At 67.1% G+C, this 17,001-nt stretch carries 15 protein-coding genes; 8 read left to right on the top strand and 7 right to left on the bottom strand.

Translation table 11 applies throughout. The features are described 5' to 3' along the window. Nucleotides 1–43: 43 nt before the first annotated feature. Entirely contained in the window at nt 44–1,522 is a 1,479-nt protein-coding gene (gene dnaB / locus ACIF80_RS19550) for a replicative DNA helicase (protein WP_399806091.1), read from the bottom strand. Nucleotides 1,523–1,980: 458 nt separating this feature from the next. Here dnaB and ACIF80_RS19555 point away from each other — a divergent pair, with 458 nt between their 5' ends. Beyond that, nucleotides 1,981–3,318, top strand: a complete 1,338-nt coding sequence (locus ACIF80_RS19555; RefSeq protein ID WP_399806093.1) for an MATE family efflux transporter — start codon at nt 1,981–1,983, stop codon at nt 3,316–3,318. Nucleotides 3,319–3,411: 93 nt separating this feature from the next. Here the strand turns inward: ACIF80_RS19555 and rplI are convergent, their stop codons facing one another. The 4 genes from rplI to rpsF form a co-directional block, all read right to left on the bottom strand. Beyond that, nucleotides 3,412–3,858: a 50S ribosomal protein L9 gene (gene rplI / locus ACIF80_RS19560; RefSeq protein WP_399806094.1), complete on the bottom strand. Its 447-nt coding sequence runs from the start codon at nt 3,856–3,858 to the stop codon at nt 3,412–3,414. A gap of 18 nt (nt 3,859–3,876) precedes the next feature. Continuing rightward, nucleotides 3,877–4,113 carry a 30S ribosomal protein S18 gene (rpsR, locus tag ACIF80_RS19565; protein WP_003949403.1) on the bottom strand — a complete coding sequence of 79 codons (237 nt, stop codon included), beginning with the start codon at nt 4,111–4,113 and terminating at the stop codon, nt 3,877–3,879. Nucleotides 4,114–4,155: 42 nt separating this feature from the next. After that, nucleotides 4,156–4,755, bottom strand: coding sequence for a single-stranded DNA-binding protein (locus ACIF80_RS19570; RefSeq protein ID WP_399806096.1), 600 nt, complete (start codon nt 4,753–4,755; stop codon nt 4,156–4,158). A gap of 77 nt (nt 4,756–4,832) precedes the next feature. Next, nucleotides 4,833–5,123 (bottom strand): 30S ribosomal protein S6, encoded by a 291-nt coding sequence (gene rpsF, locus ACIF80_RS19575; RefSeq protein WP_055571119.1) that lies wholly within the window; start codon nt 5,121–5,123, stop codon nt 4,833–4,835. A 318-nt stretch (nt 5,124–5,441) separates the two neighbouring features. Here rpsF and ACIF80_RS19580 point away from each other — a divergent pair, with 318 nt between their 5' ends. From ACIF80_RS19580 to ACIF80_RS19590, 3 genes are all read left to right on the top strand, one after another. After that, on the top strand, nt 5,442–5,756 hold the full coding sequence (locus ACIF80_RS19580; RefSeq protein ID WP_399806098.1) for a hypothetical protein: 315 nt from the start codon (nt 5,442–5,444) through the stop codon (nt 5,754–5,756). Nucleotides 5,757–5,919: 163 nt separating this feature from the next. After that, nucleotides 5,920–7,041 (top strand): peptidoglycan bridge formation glycyltransferase FemX, encoded by a 1,122-nt coding sequence (femX, locus tag ACIF80_RS19585; RefSeq protein ID WP_399806100.1) that lies wholly within the window; start codon nt 5,920–5,922, stop codon nt 7,039–7,041. 91 nt (nt 7,042–7,132) lie between these two features. Further along, on the top strand, nt 7,133–8,164 hold the full coding sequence (locus ACIF80_RS19590) for an alanine racemase (protein ID WP_055592314.1): 1,032 nt from the start codon (nt 7,133–7,135) through the stop codon (nt 8,162–8,164). A gap of 170 nt (nt 8,165–8,334) precedes the next feature. Here the strand turns inward: ACIF80_RS19590 and ACIF80_RS19595 are convergent, their stop codons facing one another. Together ACIF80_RS19595 and ACIF80_RS19600 are read right to left on the bottom strand one after the other, a co-directional pair. After that, nucleotides 8,335–9,843, bottom strand: a complete 1,509-nt coding sequence (locus ACIF80_RS19595) for a glycosyltransferase family 87 protein (RefSeq protein ID WP_399806156.1) — start codon at nt 9,841–9,843, stop codon at nt 8,335–8,337. A 99-nt stretch (nt 9,844–9,942) separates the two neighbouring features. Next, a complete protein-coding gene (locus ACIF80_RS19600; RefSeq protein ID WP_399806102.1) occupies nt 9,943–12,636 on the bottom strand; it encodes a transglycosylase domain-containing protein in 2,694 nt (897 codons plus the stop codon). A 397-nt stretch (nt 12,637–13,033) separates the two neighbouring features. Between ACIF80_RS19600 and ACIF80_RS19605 the strand changes: the two genes are divergently transcribed. The 4 genes from ACIF80_RS19605 (at nt 13,034) to ACIF80_RS19620 (ending at nt 16,829) form a co-directional block, all read left to right on the top strand. Continuing rightward, complete coding sequence (locus tag ACIF80_RS19605; protein WP_399806104.1) at nt 13,034–13,717, top strand: helix-turn-helix transcriptional regulator; 684 nt, start codon at nt 13,034–13,036, stop codon at nt 13,715–13,717. 43 nt (nt 13,718–13,760) lie between these two features. Further along, the gene (locus tag ACIF80_RS19610) at nt 13,761–14,843 is read left to right on the top strand and encodes an inositol-3-phosphate synthase (protein WP_399806106.1); all 1,083 of its coding nucleotides are present in this window, start codon (nt 13,761–13,763) and stop codon (nt 14,841–14,843) included. Between the two features lie 95 nt (nt 14,844–14,938). Further along, nucleotides 14,939–16,201 (top strand): MFS transporter, encoded by a 1,263-nt coding sequence (locus ACIF80_RS19615; RefSeq protein ID WP_399806107.1) that lies wholly within the window; start codon nt 14,939–14,941, stop codon nt 16,199–16,201. Between the two features lie 124 nt (nt 16,202–16,325). Next, nucleotides 16,326–16,829 carry a hypothetical protein gene (locus ACIF80_RS19620; protein ID WP_399806108.1) on the top strand — a complete coding sequence of 168 codons (504 nt, stop codon included), beginning with the start codon at nt 16,326–16,328 and terminating at the stop codon, nt 16,827–16,829. The last annotated feature ends 172 nt before the right edge of the window (nt 16,830–17,001 follow it).

Consider the following 17,001-nt stretch of genomic DNA (forward strand, 5'->3'; position numbering starts at 1 on the left):
CACTGCGGCTGCCGGCCGGGCTACTCGGCGGGGGGAGAACCGGTCAGGTCTGCGCCATGTCCACGAAACGGGAGTAGTGGCCCTGGAAGGCGACCGTGATGGTCGCTGTCGGGCCGTTTCGGTGCTTGGCCACGATCAGGTCGGCCTCGCCCGCGCGCGGGGACTCCTTCTCGTACGCATCCTCGCGGTGCAACAGGATGACCATGTCGGCGTCCTGCTCGATGGAACCCGACTCACGTAGGTCGGAGACCATCGGCTTCTTGTCGGTGCGCTGCTCGGGACCACGGTTGAGCTGGGAGAGCGCGATGACCGGCAGCTCCAGTTCCTTGGCGAGCAGCTTGAGGTTACGCGACATGTCCGAGACCTCCTGCTGACGGCTCTCCGCCCGCTTGGAACCGCCGGACTGCATCAGCTGGAGGTAGTCGATGACGACCAGCCGCAGGTCGTTGCGCTGTTTCAGCCGACGGCACTTGGCACGGATCTCCATCATCGACAGGTTCGGGGAGTCGTCGATGTAGAGCGGGGCCGCCGACACGTCCGGCATCCGGCGCGCCAGGCGGGTCCAGTCCTCGTCGGTCATCGTGCCGGACCGCATGTGGTGGAGGGCGACCCGGGCCTCGGCGGACAGCAGGCGCATCGCGATCTCGTTGCGCCCCATCTCGAGCGAGAAGACCACACTCGGCAGGTTGTGCTTGATGGACGCGGCACGGGCGAAGTCCAGCGCGAGCGTGGACTTGCCCATCGCGGGGCGCGCGGCGATGACGATCATCTGTCCGGGGTGCAGCCCGTTGGTGAGCGAGTCGAAGTCCGTGAACCCCGTGGGTACACCGGTCATCTCACCGCTGCGTGAACCGATCGCCTCGATCTCGTCGAGCGCGCCCTCCATGATGTCGCCGAGCGGGAGGTAGTCCTCACTGGTGCGCTGTTCCGTGACGGCGTAGATCTCGGCCTGCGCCCGGTTGACGATCTCGTCGACGTCGTCGTCGGCCGCGTACCCCATCTGTGTGATGCGGGTACCGGCCTCGACCAGGCGGCGCAGCACGGCGCGCTCGTGCACGATCTCCGCGTAGTACGCCGCGTTGGCCGCCGTGGGCACCGTCTGGACGAGGGTGTGGAGATACGAGGCACCGCCGACCTTGTTGATCTCACCGCGCTTGGTCAGCTCCGCGGCGATCGTGATGGGGTCGGCCGGCTCGCCCTTCGCGTAGACGTCGAGAATGGCTGTGTAGACGGTTTCGTGAGCCGGCTTGTAGAAGTCGTGGCCCTTGAGGATCTCCACGACGTCGGCGATGGCGTCCTTGGACAGCAGCATGCCGCCCAGAACGGACTGCTCGGCCTCGAGGTCCTGCGGCGGCACCCGCTCGAACGCGGAGCCCGCGCTGTCCCATCCGCCGGAATCCCGGCCGCGGTCGTGCTGCTCGTCACGGCTTCGGCCTCCGCCCTCACGGCGTCGGGAGGCGGGCAGACGATCACTGGGTCCGCTGTCGGCCCACGGGTCGTCCAAGGGCTCGGAAATGCTCACCGAGCCACCTCCTCCCGTCCGCCGAGCGGACCTCGCCGTGCCCCTCTTTCTACGGCACGGCACTGACAAATAGGACGCCCGACTCCGGTTGTCGCGCGCCGGTTTTATGACTTTTTGGAAACCGGCAGACGGAGCGGGCGCCGGACCACCGTAGGCCCGTATGCACCGTCAGCCAATCTGGTTATCCACAGGGCATGTGGACGACGGGCCCAATGCTGTGGAGAAGTCCGCCAAACCTGTGCACGACCCGGTGGACAGCCCTGTGAACAAGAGCCGTACTGATCCGCAAGGAGGGCGCTGACCTGGCATTTCATCATCCACCGCCTGTGCAGAACAAAAAAAATCCCTCTCCGGCCAAGATCCCCTCAAGTGCTGTATGCAAGCACACACCCTGCGCCATGACGTAAGGGTCTAAGAAGCATTGCATCTCTTACCTGTGGACGATTAGATTGGTGCGCATGACACAGGCCCCCGCGCGCCCTCGAGCCGCCCGACGGCAGCACGACCGAGAGATCGTCATGCTGGCCGTACCGGCATTCGGCGCCCTCGTCGCCGAGCCCCTCTTCGTCATGGCAGACAGCGCCATCGTCGGCCATCTCGGCACAGCACAGCTCGCCGGACTCGGCGTCGCTTCGGCCCTTCTGATGACCGCCGTCAGTGTCTTCGTCTTCCTCGCCTACGCCACCACGGCCGCTGTCGCCCGGCGAGTCGGTGCCGGCGATCTCCCCTCAGCCATCCGCCAGGGCATGGACGGAATCTGGCTCGCCCTGTTCCTCGGGGCCGGTGTCGTCGCCGTGCTCCTGCCCACGGCACCCGCCCTCGTGGATCTGTTCGGCGCCTCGGAGACCGCGTCCCCCTACGCGATCACTTATCTGCGTATCTCCTCACTCGGCATACCAGCCATGCTGATCGTGCTCGCCGCGACCGGCGTCCTGCGCGGACTGCAGGACACCAGGACCCCTCTCTACGTCGCCGTCGGCGGCTTCGCCGCCAACGGCGTTCTCAATGTCGTGCTGGTCTACGGCGCCGGTTTCGGCATCGCGGGCTCCGCCTGGGGCACGGTCATCGCCCAGTGGGGCATGGCTGCCGTCTATCTGGTCGTGGTGTTGAAGGGCGCACGCAAACACGGCGCCTCACTACGCCCGGACCTCGCGGGGATCAGAGCCTCTGCCCAGGCCGGCATGCCCTTGCTGGTACGGACCCTCTCGCTCAGAGCCATCCTGATGATCACCACCGCCGTTGCCGCCCGACTCGGCGATTCCGACATCGCGGCTCACCAGATCATCCTCTCCCTGTGGAGCCTGCTCGCCTTCGCGCTGGACGCCATCGCGATCGCCGGGCAGGCCATCATCGGCCGCTACCTGGGAGCCGGAGACGCCCAGGGGGCCCGCCAGGTATGCCGTCGCATGGTGGAGTGGGGCTTCGGGGTCGGGGTTGTCCTCGGCGTGGTCGTGGTGCTCGCCCGGCCGGTCTTCCTGCCTCTGTTCACCAGCGATTCCACGGTCACGGACACCGCACTGCCGGCTCTGATGATCGTCGCGCTGTCCCAGCCGATCTCCGGCATCGTCTTCGTGCTGGACGGGGTACTGATGGGTGCGGGCGACGGGCCGTACCTGGCGTGGGCGATGCTGGTCACCCTGGCGGTCTTCACCCCGTTCGCCCTGCTGGTCCCGGCGTTCGGAGGTGGGCTCACCGCGCTGTGGGGGACGATGACGCTCATGATGACCGTTCGGCTGCTGACCCTGTGGTTCCGTACCCGCTCGGGCCGCTGGGTCGTCACCGGCGCCGCCCGCTGACCGTTTCACTTGAAGCCACGCGTTTCACGTGAAACGGCGATGGGGCCGCACCTGAAAGGTGCGGCCCCATGCCACTGCTACAACGAGCAGCACTTACTCCGAGACGACCTCGAGGTCGACCTTGGCGGCAACCTCGGGGTGCAGACGCACGAACGTCTCGTGGGCGCCGAGGGTCTTGATCGGCGTGCCGAGCTCGATGCGACGCTTGTCGACCTGAGGGCCGCCGGCGGCCTTGATCGCGGAAGCGATGTCGGCCGGCGTGACGGAACCGAAGAGACGACCGGCATTGCCGGAGCGGACCGCGAGGCGGACCTTGACGCCCTCGAGCTGGGCCTTCACCTGGTTGGCCTGCTCGATGGTCTGGATCTCGTGGATCTTGCGAGCGCGACGAATCTGCTCGACGTCCTTCTCGCCACCCTTGGTCCAGCGGATCGCGAGCTTCCGCGGAACCAGGTAGTTGCGAGCGTAACCGTCCTTGACGTCGACGACGTCGCCCGCGGCACCGAGGCCGGAGACCTCGTGGGTGAGGATGATCTTCATGAGTCGGTCACCCTTCCCTTATCGCGCGGTGGAGGTGTAGGGCAGCAGCGCCATCTCACGGCTGTTCTTGACAGCCGTGGCGACGTCACGCTGGTGCTGGGTGCAGTTACCGGTCACGCGACGGGCACGGATCTTGCCGCGGTCGGAAATGAACTTCCGCAGCATGTTCGTGTCCTTGTAGTCCACGTACGTGACCTTGTCCTTGCAGAATGCGCAGACCTTCTTCTTCGGCTTGCGCACAGGCGGCTTCGCCATGATGTATCTCCTGTGTGATCAAGAAGTGTGGTGCAGCCCCGCCTAGAAGGGGGGCTCGTCCGAGTAGCCGCCGCCACCGCCACCGCCGCTGCCGGAGCCTCCGCCCCAGCCGCCGCCACCCTGGCCACCGCCGCCCTGCTGGCCGCCGGCGGGAGCGCCGGATGCCCAGGGGTCGTCGGCCGGAGCGCCGCCACCCTGCTGGCCGCTGCCGGAGCTTCCGCCCCAGCCGCCACCACCCTGGTTGCCGCCGCCGCTGTAACCACCCTGGCCACCGCGGCCGGTGGTCTTGGTGACCTTGGCCGTGGCGTTGCGCAGACTGGCGCCGACTTCTTCGACGTCCAGTTCGTAGACCGTGCGCTTGACGCCCTCACGGTCCTCGTAGGACCGCTGCTTCAGCCGGCCCTGCACGACGACGCGCATGCCTCGCTGGAGCGACTCGGCGACGTTCTCCGCCGCCTGACGCCAGACCGAGCAGGTCAGGAACAGGCTCTCGCCGTCCTTCCACTCGTTCGTCTGGCGGTCGAAGGTGCGGGGAGTCGACGCGACACGGAACTTCGCGACGGCCGCACCGGACGGGGTGAAGCGCAGCTCGGGGTCATCGACAAGGTTGCCGACGACCGTGATGACGGTCTCGCCTGCCATGGGGGAACCTCTCGGCGGGTTTGCTGCTGGCTGCTTGTGCTGCTACTCGGATCCCGGGACCAGCTGAGCGGAAGGGCTCAGTGGTTCTCGGGGCGAAGGACCTTGGTCCGGAGGACCGACTCGTTCAGGTTCATCTGGCGGTCGAGCTCCTTGACGACCGCAGGCTCGGCCTGCAGATCGATGACCGAGTAGATGCCCTCGGGCTTCTTCTTGATCTCGTACGAGAGACGACGACGCCCCCAGGTATCGATCTTCTCGACCTTTCCGCCGCCATCCCGGACGACAGAAAGGAAGTTCTCGATCAGCGGGGAGACAGCGCGCTCCTCGAGATCGGGGTCGAGGATGACCATCACCTCGTAGTGACGCATGTGGAACCCACCTCCTTTGGACTCAGCGGCCACGGTCGTTCCGTGGCAGGAGGGTCGTGATGCGTTGCGCAACGATGCCTGTCAGTAGAACAGCCGCCACTGACAATCGAGGTCGGGTGGCGGTTTCTCCAGCTCGGCCGGGATGGACCCGTGGTCCTGTCCTGAACGTGACTGGATCCGTCCGGACAGACACCGGTGCAGACGGTACAGAGTACCTGCACAGCGGCTTCCGGTTGAAATCCGGCCCGGAAGCCCGTCAGTCTGTACACATCGGGTGTGTACGGCGCTACGATGCGCCGCCTTTCGCAGGAGGTGCCCATGGCACAGGCATTGCGACCCAACACCGCCGGAGGCCTTTTCGCCACGGACGGCAAGCCCCACCCAGTCCAGGGCGTCCTGCTCGCGGTGACCCTGGTGCTGGGGGTCACGTCCCTCGTCACCGCGATGTTCCAACATCTGCACCTGCTCAGCTCCTGGGCCGGCCTGGTGGGAATCCTCACCGGCGCGTACGGCCAGTGGATCTCGGAGACGACGCGGGAGCGCTTCGGCCTGATCCTGGGGCTGGGTGCCGCGGCGATCGGTTTCTTCCTCGGCATGTCGCACGGCGGTCTGTTCGGCGGGCTCATCGACTGACACCCGGCGCCTCCTCCCGCATACCGTGGAGCGCCCCGGCCGTGACGGGCCGGGGCGCAGGTCCCGTGTGCCCAACCGAGGCGCACCCGCGGCGCAGTAGGCTTCGCGCGAGAGCCGGAGCCCCTGAACCCATGGGGACACACCAGCCCGAGGAGCGCCCCGAATGAGCCTGACCCTGAGGACCATCAGCCGAGAGCAGCATCTGGCATACGTCCAGAGCCTGCCGTCGGCCAGTCACATGCAGGTCCCGGCCTGGTCGGACGTCAAGGCGGAATGGCGCGCGGAGAACCTCGGATGGTTCGACGACCGGACCGGCGAGATCGTCGGTGCCGGCCTCGTCCTCTACCGGCAGCTCCCCAAGATCAAGCGCTACCTGGCCTACCTCCCCGAAGGCCCGGTCATCAACTGGTTCGCGCCAAATCTTCAGGAGTGGATCGAGCCGATGCTCGCGCACCTGAAGCAGCAGGGCGCGTTCTCCGTGAAGATGGGCCCGCCGGTGATCATCCGACGCTGGGAGGCGACGACCATCAAGAAGGGCATCCAGGACCCGGACGTGAAGCGTCTGCGCGACCTGGAGGCCGACTTCATCGAGCCCCGCGCCTTCGAGGTCGCCGACAAACTGCGCCGTATGGGATGGCAGCAGGGCGAGGACGGCGGGGCCGGTTTCGGCGACGTACAGCCCCGCTACGTCTACCAGGTGCCGCTGGCGAACCGCTCCCTGGAAGAGGTCCACAAGAACTTCAACCAGTTGTGGCGCCGCAACATCAAGAAGGCCGAGAAGGCCGGTGTCGAGGTCGTCCAGGGCGGTTACAACGACCTGCCCGAGTGGCAGCGGCTGTACGAGATCACCGCCGTGCGCGACCACTTCCGGCCGCGCCCGCTGTCGTACTTCCAGCGCATGTGGACCGCCCTCAACACCGAGGACCCCAACCGCATGCGGCTGTACTTCGCCCGGCACAACGGCGTCAATCTGTCGGCGGCGACGATGCTGATCGTCGGCGGTCACGTCTGGTACTCCTACGGCGCGTCCGACAACATCGGCCGTGAGGTCCGGCCCTCGAACGCGATGCAGTGGCGGATGCTGCGCGACGCCTACGCGCTCGGTGCCACCGTCTACGACCTGCGCGGCATCTCCGACTCGCTGGACGAGACCGACCACCTCTTCGGCCTGATCCAGTTCAAGGTGGGCACGGGCGGCCAGGCCGCCGAGTACCTCGGCGAGTGGGACTTCCCGCTGAACAAGCTGCTCCACAAGGCGCTCGACATCTACATGTCGCGCCGCTGACACCGGCTCCGCACGCAGCTCGCTCCACCAGTTCCCACAGCTCTCAACCCTTCTACACACCGCAGCCACGAGAAAGGTTCCAGGTCCGGCCATGGCGCTCACGCTCTACGTCGACACCGCGCGCTGGCGGGCGCATCACAAGCACGTGCAGCAGCAGTTCCCGGGACTCGTCCCGGTCTGCAAGGGCAACGGCTACGGCTTCGGACACGGGCGGCTGGCCGAGGAGGCCACCCGGCTGGGCTCGGACGTCCTCGCCGTCGGCACGACGTACGAGGCTGCCCGGATCAAGGACTGGTTCGGCGGCGATCTGCTCGTACTGACGCCGTACCGGCGCGGCGAGGAACCCGTCCCGCTGCCCGACCGGGTCATCCGCTCGGTTTCGTCGGTCGACGGCGTGTACGGCCTGGTCGGCGCCCGGGTGGTCATCGAGGTGATGTCCTCGATGAAGCGGCACGGCGTCAGCGAGCAGGATCTGCCCCAGCTGCACTCCGCCATAGAGAACGTCCGGCTCGAGGGTTTCGCCATCCATCTGCCCCTGGACCGCACCGACGGCTCGGACGCCGTCGAGGAGGTCATCGGCTGGATGGACCGACTGCGAGCAGCCCGCCTTCCCCTGCACACCATGTTCGTCAGCCACCTCAAGGCCGAGGAACTCGCCCGGCTGCAGCAGCAGTTCCCGCAGACGCGGTTCCGCGCCCGGATCGGCACGCGGCTGTGGCTGGGGGACCACGAGGCCACCGAATACCGCGGTGCCGTCCTGGATGTCACGCGCATAGCCAAGGGCGAGAGGTTCGGCTACCGGCAGCAGAAGGCCGCGTCCGACGGTTTCCTGGTGGTCGTGGCGGGGGGCACGTCGCACGGGGTGGGTCTGGAGGCTCCCAAGGCTCTGCACGGCGTCATGCCGCGCGCCAAGGGCGTTGCCCGTGCCGGACTGGCCACGGTGAACAGGAACCTCTCTCCGTTCGTCTGGGCCGGCAAGCAGCGCTGGTTCGCCGAGCCGCCGCACATGCAGGTGTCGATCCTGTTCGTTCCCTCGGACGCGCCGGAACCGCAGGTCGGTGAGGAGCTGGTGGCCCACCTGCGGCACACGACCACGCAGTTCGACCGGATCCTCGACCGCTGAGCGGTACGAGGCGCGGAGAGCACGGAACAGGCGGGGAAGACAGTCGCAGCGCCTGAGCCGGCATCAGGACACGAGAAGGGCCGTACACGGTGCTCCCGTGCACGGCCCTTCCCCGTGCCTTCACCAGTGTCCGGGGTAACCTGCCACCCGCCCGGCCGCCGGCCGTTCGCTCAGAGCGAACCGCCCGGGGCGTCGGTCCTGCCCCACTCGACCTGCGGCCCGTCGAAGTGCACGGCGTCCCGAGCGGGCCGAGCAGCGGGACCGAGCACGAAGGCGTCCTCCGCTCCGTTCAGCACCCCGCCCGAGGGATCGTCGTCACCGGACCGACGCACCGGGTCCCGGTCCGGCATCAGGATGTCGCGCACGATCATGACGCACAGGTAGAGCGTCCCGAGCAGGTGCAGAGCGATGGTCCAGTGGTAGCCGTCGGCAGGCAGTCCCTTGTGGGCGTCTCCGCTGGTCGTGTACGCGAGGTACATCCAGATGCCGAGGAAGTAGGCCACCTCGCAGGCCTGCCAGATCAGGAAGTCCCGCCACTTCGGCCGGGCCAGGGCGGCCAGGGGCACCAGCCACAGGACGTACTGGGGCGAGTAGACCTTGTTGGTGAGGATGAACGCCGCGACGACCAGGAAGGCGAGCTGCGCGAAGCGCGGTCGGCGGGGAGCCGCAAGGCCCAGCGCGGCGATCCCCGCGCAGCACAGCAGCATCAGCAGTGTGGCGAGGGTGTTGACGGTCTCGGTACTGAGCGGGTCGGACGAGTTCTGGGCGATGATCAGCCAGAAGGAACCGAAGTCGACGCCCCGCTCCTGGCTGAACGTGTAGAACTTCGACCAGCCGTCGAAGGCGAAGAACATCACCGGCCCGTTCACCACGGCCCAGGCGACGACGGCACCGCCCAGGGCCTTCCCGAACTCCCGCCAACGTCCGGCACGCCAGCACAGCACCAGCAGCGGTCCCAGGAGGAGCACGGGGTAGAGCTTGGCGGCCGTGGCCAGCCCCAGGAGGATTCCGAAGGCCAGAGGCCGGCTACGCGACCACATGAGCATCGCGGCGGCCGTCAGCGCGACCGCCAGCAGGTCCCAGTTGATGGTCGCGGTCAGGGCGAAGGCCGGCGCCAGGGCGACCAGCAGGCCGTCCCAGGGCCGCCGGGCATGCGTGCGGGTCACGCAGACGGCGATGACGGCCGCGCACACCATGAGCATTCCGGCGTTGACCATCCAGTACCACTGTTCCTGGTCCTGGATGCTCCCGCTGCCGGGGGTGAGCCAGGACGCGACCTCCATGAACACACCGGTCAGCACCGGGTACTCGAGGTACTGCATGTCGCCGGGGAGCTGGTCGAAGTACGGTACGAGACCGTCGGCGAAGCCCCGCCCCTGGTAGAGGTGCGGGATGTCCGAGTAGCACGCGTGGGTGTACTGGGAGCCTGCACCGAAGAACCACGCGCCGTTGTAGCAGGGCGCCTTCTGGACCAGGCCGAGGGTGAACATACCGATCGCCACGAGCGCGATCACCCGGACCGGGGTCCACCAGGACGTCCCCAGCAGGGCACGCCGCCCGAGCGGACCGCCGATCAGCTCGCTGCCGGCCTTGGCGACCTTGTCCTCCCGGGTCGGCCCCACCAGATCCGGCTCGTGGACGCTCGCTTGCGTCGATTCTCCACTGGGCATGCCGCACATCCTGCCGTACGTACCGGGGCCCATGCCGAGGGCCGCCGCACCCGAGGGGTACGGCGGCCCATGTTTCACGTGAAACACCCGAGTCGGGCGAAAGCGCGGCTACCCGGCCGGGCCTCCGAAAAGAGCACCATTGCCGTTTCCGTTGCCGTTGCCCCGGTTGGCGCCTTCCTCTTCCGATTCCGAAGCCGACGGTGAACTGGTCACCCCGCCGTCCGTGCCACCGGCGTCCGAGCCACCTGGCCCGGTGCCGCCCGTGTCGTCCTCGTCCTCACACTTGAAGTCGAAGACTCCACAGGTAGCGGTCTCACTCGCCGTGGGACGGCTGGGCTCCGGCTGCTCCGGCTCCGAAGTGGTCGGAGACGCCGACGGAGTCTCCTCCTCGGTCTCGGTGGGGGAGGCAGAGGCGGTCGGCGACGGAGTGTCGTTGACGATCTCGCCGATGGGCTCCGGCGTCGGGAAGGGCACCGCCTTCTGGCCCTTCAGCGCGTCCTCCATGTAGTCCGCCCAGATCTCGGAAGGGAACGAGGCACCGTGGATCGACTCCTGGTCACCTGTTCCGTACATCTCCAGGAACTGGCGGTTCTTGATGGTCTCGTCGTCGGGGTACCGGAACATGCTGATCGCGGTGGACAGCTGCGGGGTGTAGCCGACGAACCAGGCGGACTTGTTGCCGTCCGTGGTACCGGTCTTGCCGGCCACCTCGCGGCCCTCGAGCTGGGCATTGGTGCCGGTTCCGTCCTCGACGACGGTCTTCAGGACGTCCGTGACGTTGTCGGCGACCAGAGCGGTGAACGCCTGCTTGGTCTGGGTCTTGTGCGTGTAGACCGTGCCGTCCTTGCTCGTCACCTTCTTGACCGAGAACGGATCGCGCTGATCGCCACTGGCCGCGAAGGTGGCGTACGAACCCGCCATGCGGATCGCACTGGGGCTGGAGGTACCGAGGGAGAACGACGGGTAGTTCGTTCCGGCGAGGCTGCTCTCCAGGAGCCCGGAGTCCATCGCGGAGGCCTTCACCTTGTCGAGGCCGACATCCACGCCGAGCTGAACGAACGCGGAGTTCACCGAAAACTGCATCGCCTCGCGGAGGTCGATCTTGTAATCGGGCGGGGTGCCGCGTGACTCGTCGCCGTCATTGACCTGCTGCCACTGCTCGCCCTTCTCGTTCTGCCAGACCGAACCGTCGTACTCCTTGATCTTGAGCTTGTTCTTGCCGCTGTACAGGCTCTTCTCGGACACCTTCGTACGCTCGTCCTGGGCCTGCACCGGGTCCCCCTCGGGGTCCCGGACGCCCCACTTCATGGCAGCCGCCAGCACGTACGGCTTGAACGTCGAACCGACCTGGGCACCGGTCGCGTCCGCGTTGTTGGTGAAGTGCTTGGTCGCGTCGGTGCCGCCGTAGATGGCCTTGATCGCACCGGTCGCAGGATCCACCGAGGCTCCGCCGAACTGGACGTGGGTGTCCGTGTCCGGGCGTTCCTCTGGCTTGATGTTCTTCTTGTAGACCTTCTTGACCGCCTTCTCGAGCTCCGCGACCTTCTTCTTGTCGAAGGTCGTATAGATCGAGTAGCCACCCTGTTCCAGCTGGCTTGCGGTGATACCGGTTTCCTCGCTGTTGTTGACGATGTACGCCTTGGCGAGGTCCACGAGGTAACCGATCTGCCCGCTCAGCGCGGTGTTCGACCGAGGGTTCTGCACCTTGGGCAGCTTGGTGTACTTGGCCCTGTCCGCAGGATCCAGATGGCCGTACTCAACCATCTTGTCCAGCGTGTCCTGCATCTGGTTCAGAGCGCGTTCCTCGTTCTTCTCACGGGTGGCACCGACCGGGTCGATGGAGGTCGCACCGGCCGGATCGTAGTAGGTGGCACCCTTGAGGATCGCTGACAGGAGGGCGCACTCGCCCTCGTTGAGCTCGAGTGCGTCCTTGTCGAAGTACGCGCGGGCCGCGGCCTGGATCCCGTAGGCACCTCGTCCGTAGTACGCCGAGTTCAGGTAGCCCTCGAGGATCTTGTCCTTTTTAACGTCGGTGCCCACCTTGATCGAGACGAACATCTCCTTGACCTTGCGGGAGAGCGTCTGCGACTGGTCGTCCAGCATGGCGTTCTTGACGTACTGCTGGGTGATCGTGGACCCGCCCTGCGTCTCGCCACCCGTGGCCATGTTGAGCACGGCGCGGGCGATGCCCCTGGGGTCGATGCCGCTGTCCTGGTAGAAGGTCTTGTTCTCCTGGGAGATGACCGCGTTCTGCATCGCCTTGGGGATCTGCTCGAGGTTGACGATCTGGCGGTTGCGCTCACCACCCGTCGCGACCATCTGCGTATTGTCGGACCAGTAGTAGACGTTGTTCTGCGCCGTGGCGGTCTCGGCAACGACGGGCACGCTCACCAGTGCGTATCCGAGCCCCGCGGCAACCACCATGCTGCCGAAGAACGCGATGCACAGCCCGGTGACGAACTTCCAGGACGGCATCCAGCGATGCCAGCCGTCCTTGTCGTGGCGCGGATAGTCGATGATCCGCTTCTTACCGGGAGGCGCTGACCGCCCCCGGCCGGGCCCGGTGGAACCGGCCCGGCGGCCCCCGCCTCTCTGTGCCGCGCGTCGCGCTTCGGCGCGGCTTCCATAGGTATGGCCCTCACCACCCGAGTCGCGGGAGTCCGACCCATAGGAATCGGACGGAGACCCGGTGGCGCCTCGCGGTGCCGCGCGGCGGCCGGAGGACGAGCCGGACTGGCCGCGTCGGGCCGCGGCACGTCCGCCTCCCTGCGGCTGCTGCGGTTTGCGACGGTGCTCGCTCATCGAACGACTACTCCTCGGGCAGGCGCATTCTCGCGCGCCTGGAAACGGCAACTGGTTTCCGGTCCCCCCGAAGTACGGATGCGGTGGGTCCCGCATTCATCCCGTACTGCACCAGGGACGAGGACGCCCCCACGCGTAACTCGGTTCCCGGTGTTGTGCATGGCGCACAGACTACGCACCGCCAAAACCCGTCGAGCACAGAAGTTCAGCTCAAATCAGGCAACTTGCTCGCATTGAATCGATGATGTGACCCCGTTCACCCCACCCCCTCTTGCCCCAGCCGCGAGGCCGTTCTATCGTCGCGATGTATCGAGTCGATACATCAGCTCGGCATAAAGATGGCGATGAGCCACCCCAGAGACCGTCACGGCACGACCGCGGCAGAGAGGAGGCGACGATGAGCCGGCGTTCCGGGATCCTCGAGTTCGCCGTCCTCGGCCTGCTCCGCGAGTCCCCGATGCACGGCTATGAGCTGCGCAAACGACTCAACACGTCACTGGGTGTGTTCCGTGCCTTCAGCTACGGAACGCTCTACCCCTGCCTCAAGACGCTGGTCGCCAACGGCTGGTTGATCGAGGAGCCGGGGAACACCACCGAGGACGCCCTCGCCGCTCCGCTCACGGGCCGCCGCGCCAAGATCGTCTACAGGTTGACGGCCGACGGCAAGGAGCACTTCGAGCAGCTGCTCTCCCAGACGGGCCCCGACGCGTACGAGGACGAGACCTTCGCTGCGCGGTTCGCCTTCTTCGGACAGACATCACGCGACGTACGCATGCGTGTGCTGGAAGGCCGCCGCAGCCGGCTGGAGGAGCGCCTGGAAAAAATGCGCGCTTCACTGGCCCGGACCCGGGAGCGTCTCGACGACTACACGCTCGAGCTCCAGCGCCACGGGATGGAGTCCGTGGAGCGGGAAGTGCGCTGGCTGAACGAGCTCATCGAGAGCGAGCGGGCCGGTCGGGACCTCAAGGGTCCCGCCTCCGGGGCGCCCCCTCGACAGGACACGACAACTGGAGCGTCGGGCGACCTGCCCCGGTCCGGGGACCATCCCCGGCCGGATTCGCCCGACGACACCGCCACGTGAGTCCCGCTCAGGGCCTCACTCGTACACACAGGGAGCAACCGGAATGGGTTCGGTTCGCGTAGCCGTCGTCGGTGTGGGCAACTGCGCCGCGTCGCTGGTGCAGGGCGTCGAGTACTACAAGGACGCCGACGCGGCGTCCAAGGTGCCGGGCCTGATGCACGTCCAGTTCGGCGATTACCACGTCAGCGACGTCGAGTTCGTCGCCGCCTTCGACGTGGACGCCAAGAAGGTCGGCCTCGACCTCGCTGACGCCATCGGCGCCTCCGAGAACAACACCATCAAGATCTGCGACGTCCCCAGCACCGGTGTGACGGTCCAGCGCGGCCACACCCTCGACGGGCTCGGCAAGTACTACCAGGCCACCATCGAGGAGTCCGCCGAGGAGCCGGTCGACGTCGTCCAGGTCCTCAAGGACAAGCAGGTCGACGTCCTGGTCTGCTACCTGCCCGTCGGTTCCGAGGCCGCGGCGAAGTTCTACGCCCAGTGCGCCATCGACGCCAAGGTCGCCTTCGTCAACGCCCTCCCGGTGTTCATCGCCGGCACCAAGGAGTGGGCGGACAAGTTCACCGAGGCCGGGGTGCCGATCGTCGGTGACGACATCAAGTCCCAGGTCGGCGCCACCATCACGCACCGTGTCATGGCGAAGCTGTTCGAGGACCGCGGTGTCGTCCTGGACCGCACGATGCAGCTGAACGTCGGCGGCAACATGGACTTCAAGAACATGCTCGAGCGGGAGCGCCTGGAGTCCAAGAAGATCTCCAAGACGCAGGCCGTCACCTCCCAGATCCCCGACCGGGACCTCGGCGAGAAGAACGTCCACATCGGCCCGTCCGACTACGTGCCGTGGCTGGACGACCGCAAGTGGGCCTACGTGCGTCTCGAGGGCCGCGCGTTCGGTGACGTCCCGCTGAGCCTGGAGTACAAGCTCGAGGTCTGGGACTCCCCGAACTCCGCCGGCGTCATCATCGACGCCCTGCGCGCCGCGAAGATCGCCAAGGACCGCGGCATCGGCGGCCCCATCCTGTCGGCCTCCTCGTACTTCATGAAGTCCCCGCCGGTGCAGTACTTCGACGACGAGGCCCGCGTGAACGTCGAGAAGTTCATCACGGGTGAGATCGAGCGCTAGGGCCGCCTCCTGCGGGTGAGGACCTGACGTGTGGTGGTCGAGGGTCCCCGGGGCGTATGTCCTGGGGGCCCTCCCCGTATGTGAGGCTGTGCCCCATGGCCGTCGTCCGTGACCTGCGCGTCCTGCTGCGTTTTCAGGGCTTCAGACGCCTGCTCGCCGTCCGGCTGCTCTCCCAGGGTGCCGACGGCGTCTTCCAGGTCGCACTCGCCTCCTATGTGGTCTTCTCACCGGAGAAGCAGACGTCGGCCGTGGCGATCGCCTCCGCGATGGCGGTCCTGCTGCTCCCCTACTCCCTGGTCGGCCCCTTCGCCGGAGCCCTGCTCGACCGCTGGCGCCGCCGCCAGGTCTTCCTGTACGGCAACCTTCTGCGCGCTCTGATGGCTTCGGTGACCGCCGTCCTGATCCTCGGCCAAGTCCCGGACTGGCTGCTCTTCGCCTCCGCCCTGTGCGTGACCGCCGTCAACCGCTTCGTCCTCGCCGGCCTCTCCGCCGCGCTGCCGCGCGTGGTGGACTCCGAGCGGCTGGTCGTCGCCAATTCCCTCTCCCCGACCGCCGGAACACTCGCCGCGACCGCGGGCGGCGGACTCGCCTTCCTCGTACGCCTGGTCGTCTCCGACTCCGATGCGGCCGTGGTGCTCGTGGGCGCGGCGCTGTACCTGTGCGCGGCTCTGGCGTCGCTGCGCATCGCGAAGGACCTGCTGGGCCCCGGCCGGGCACTGGTGCAGCCGGGGCTGGTCACGACGCTCACCGGCACCGCTCACGATCTGCTGGCAGGTCTGCGCCACCTGGCAGCGCCCTCGCGCAGGGAAGCCGCCTGGGCGCTCGCCGCGATGTCCCTGATGAGGTTCTGCTACGGCGCCATGCTCGTCATGCTGTTGATGCTGTGCCGGTACGCCCTGACCGACACGACGGAGGAGGGACTCGCCCTTCTGGGTCTGGCATTGGGTGTGTCCGGCGCCGGTTTCTTCGTCGCCGCCGTCGTGACCCCCTGGGCCGCGGGACGCTTCGGGCCCGGCCGCTGGATCATGCTGTGCGCGGCGGCCGCCGCGGTCCTGGAGCCCGCGTTCGGCCTGCCCTTCGCCAGTGGCCCCCTGCTGATCGGGGCATTCGTCCTGGGCCTGACCACCCAGGGTGCGAAGATCGCCACGGACACCATCATCCAGTCCACCGTCGACGACGCCTTCCGTGGCCGGATCTTCTCCCTCTACGACGTCCTGTTCAACGTGGCCTTCGTCGGTGCCGCCGCAGTGGCCGCCCTGATGCTGCCGCCGGACGGCCGATCGGTCCCTCTGGTGGTAACAATCGCCGTTATCTACGGGGGAGTAGCTGTAGCTATCAGCCGTTTTGAACGGCAGTAAGTGTCACATCAATGCCACAGAGCTCCCGCACGGGAGGACGCTGTCAGTGGTGCCCGGTAACTTACGTGCGTCTGATCAACGCGTACTTTCACGCCACGCATTCGTGTTCCAGGGGGACTTCCAAGTGACCACTCCGCCGCCTCAGGGCAACCCGTTCACTCAGGGCCAGCAGCAGCCCCAGGGCCAGAACCCCTTCGCCCAGGGTCAGCCGGGCTTTCCTCAGCAGGCCGGTCAGCCTGGATTCCCCCCGCAGGGCACCCCGGTCCCCCCGGAGCAGCCGCGCCGCAAGATCGGCTTCAAGACGATCAAGAACATCGCCATCGTCGTGGTGGTCGCCGGTGTGGCCATCGGCGGTTTCATCGCCAGCCGGGACGACGCCAACACCGCTGCCGTCGGCGACTGCATGCACCGCGGCAGCACCAGTGACAACAATCCCGACCTCGAGGTCGTCGACTGCAACTCCTCGAACGCTCAGTACGAGGTGCTGGCCAAGATCGACGGTTCGTTCCTCTCCGACACTCTGTCTTCCAGCAAGTGCGAGGCCGAGGCCAAGGACTTCCAGTACGTGTACACCCAGAGTGGCGACGGCAAGGACTTCCTGCTCTGCCTGAAGGACTACAAGAAGTAAGGCAGGCGCGGGGGGGGGGGGGGGGGGGGGGGGGGGCCCGCCCCGGGGGGGGGGGGGGGGGGGGGGGGGGGGGGCCAACGCCCCGGGGAACGGAAGGGGAATACGAGATTTTCTCGGCCGGTTAGGTTTCCGCGGAAGGGAGCTTGGGGAGGACGGGTTTTACATCCCGCGA

Source organism: Streptomyces sp. NPDC085927, from assembly GCF_044540975.1.
Lineage (GTDB): Bacteria > Actinomycetota > Actinomycetes > Streptomycetales > Streptomycetaceae > Streptomyces > Streptomyces hirsutus.

What these genes read in the sequence shown, in the direction of transcription:
- ACIF80_RS19555 (WP_399806093.1), top strand. Translation starts at nt 1,981, where the DNA reads ATGACACAGGCCCCCGCGCGCCCTCGAGCCGCCCGACGGCAGCACGAC.
- rplI (WP_399806094.1), bottom strand. Translation starts at nt 3,858, where the DNA reads ATGAAGATCATCCTCACCCACGAGGTCTCCGGCCTCGGTGCCGCGGGC.
- rpsR (WP_003949403.1), bottom strand. Translation starts at nt 4,113, where the DNA reads ATGGCGAAGCCGCCTGTGCGCAAGCCGAAGAAGAAGGTCTGCGCATTC.
- ACIF80_RS19570 (WP_399806096.1), bottom strand. Translation starts at nt 4,755, where the DNA reads ATGGCAGGCGAGACCGTCATCACGGTCGTCGGCAACCTTGTCGATGAC.
- rpsF (WP_055571119.1), bottom strand. Translation starts at nt 5,123, where the DNA reads ATGCGTCACTACGAGGTGATGGTCATCCTCGACCCCGATCTCGAGGAG.
- ACIF80_RS19580 (WP_399806098.1), top strand. Translation starts at nt 5,442, where the DNA reads ATGGCACAGGCATTGCGACCCAACACCGCCGGAGGCCTTTTCGCCACG.
- femX (WP_399806100.1), top strand. Translation starts at nt 5,920, where the DNA reads ATGAGCCTGACCCTGAGGACCATCAGCCGAGAGCAGCATCTGGCATAC.
- ACIF80_RS19590 (WP_055592314.1), top strand. Translation starts at nt 7,133, where the DNA reads ATGGCGCTCACGCTCTACGTCGACACCGCGCGCTGGCGGGCGCATCAC.
- ACIF80_RS19595 (WP_399806156.1), bottom strand. Translation starts at nt 9,843, where the DNA reads ATGTGCGGCATGCCCAGTGGAGAATCGACGCAAGCGAGCGTCCACGAG.
- ACIF80_RS19600 (WP_399806102.1), bottom strand. Translation starts at nt 12,636, where the DNA reads ATGAGCGAGCACCGTCGCAAACCGCAGCAGCCGCAGGGAGGCGGACGT.
- ACIF80_RS19605 (WP_399806104.1), top strand. Translation starts at nt 13,034, where the DNA reads ATGAGCCGGCGTTCCGGGATCCTCGAGTTCGCCGTCCTCGGCCTGCTC.
- ACIF80_RS19610 (WP_399806106.1), top strand. Translation starts at nt 13,761, where the DNA reads ATGGGTTCGGTTCGCGTAGCCGTCGTCGGTGTGGGCAACTGCGCCGCG.
- ACIF80_RS19615 (WP_399806107.1), top strand. Translation starts at nt 14,939, where the DNA reads ATGGCCGTCGTCCGTGACCTGCGCGTCCTGCTGCGTTTTCAGGGCTTC.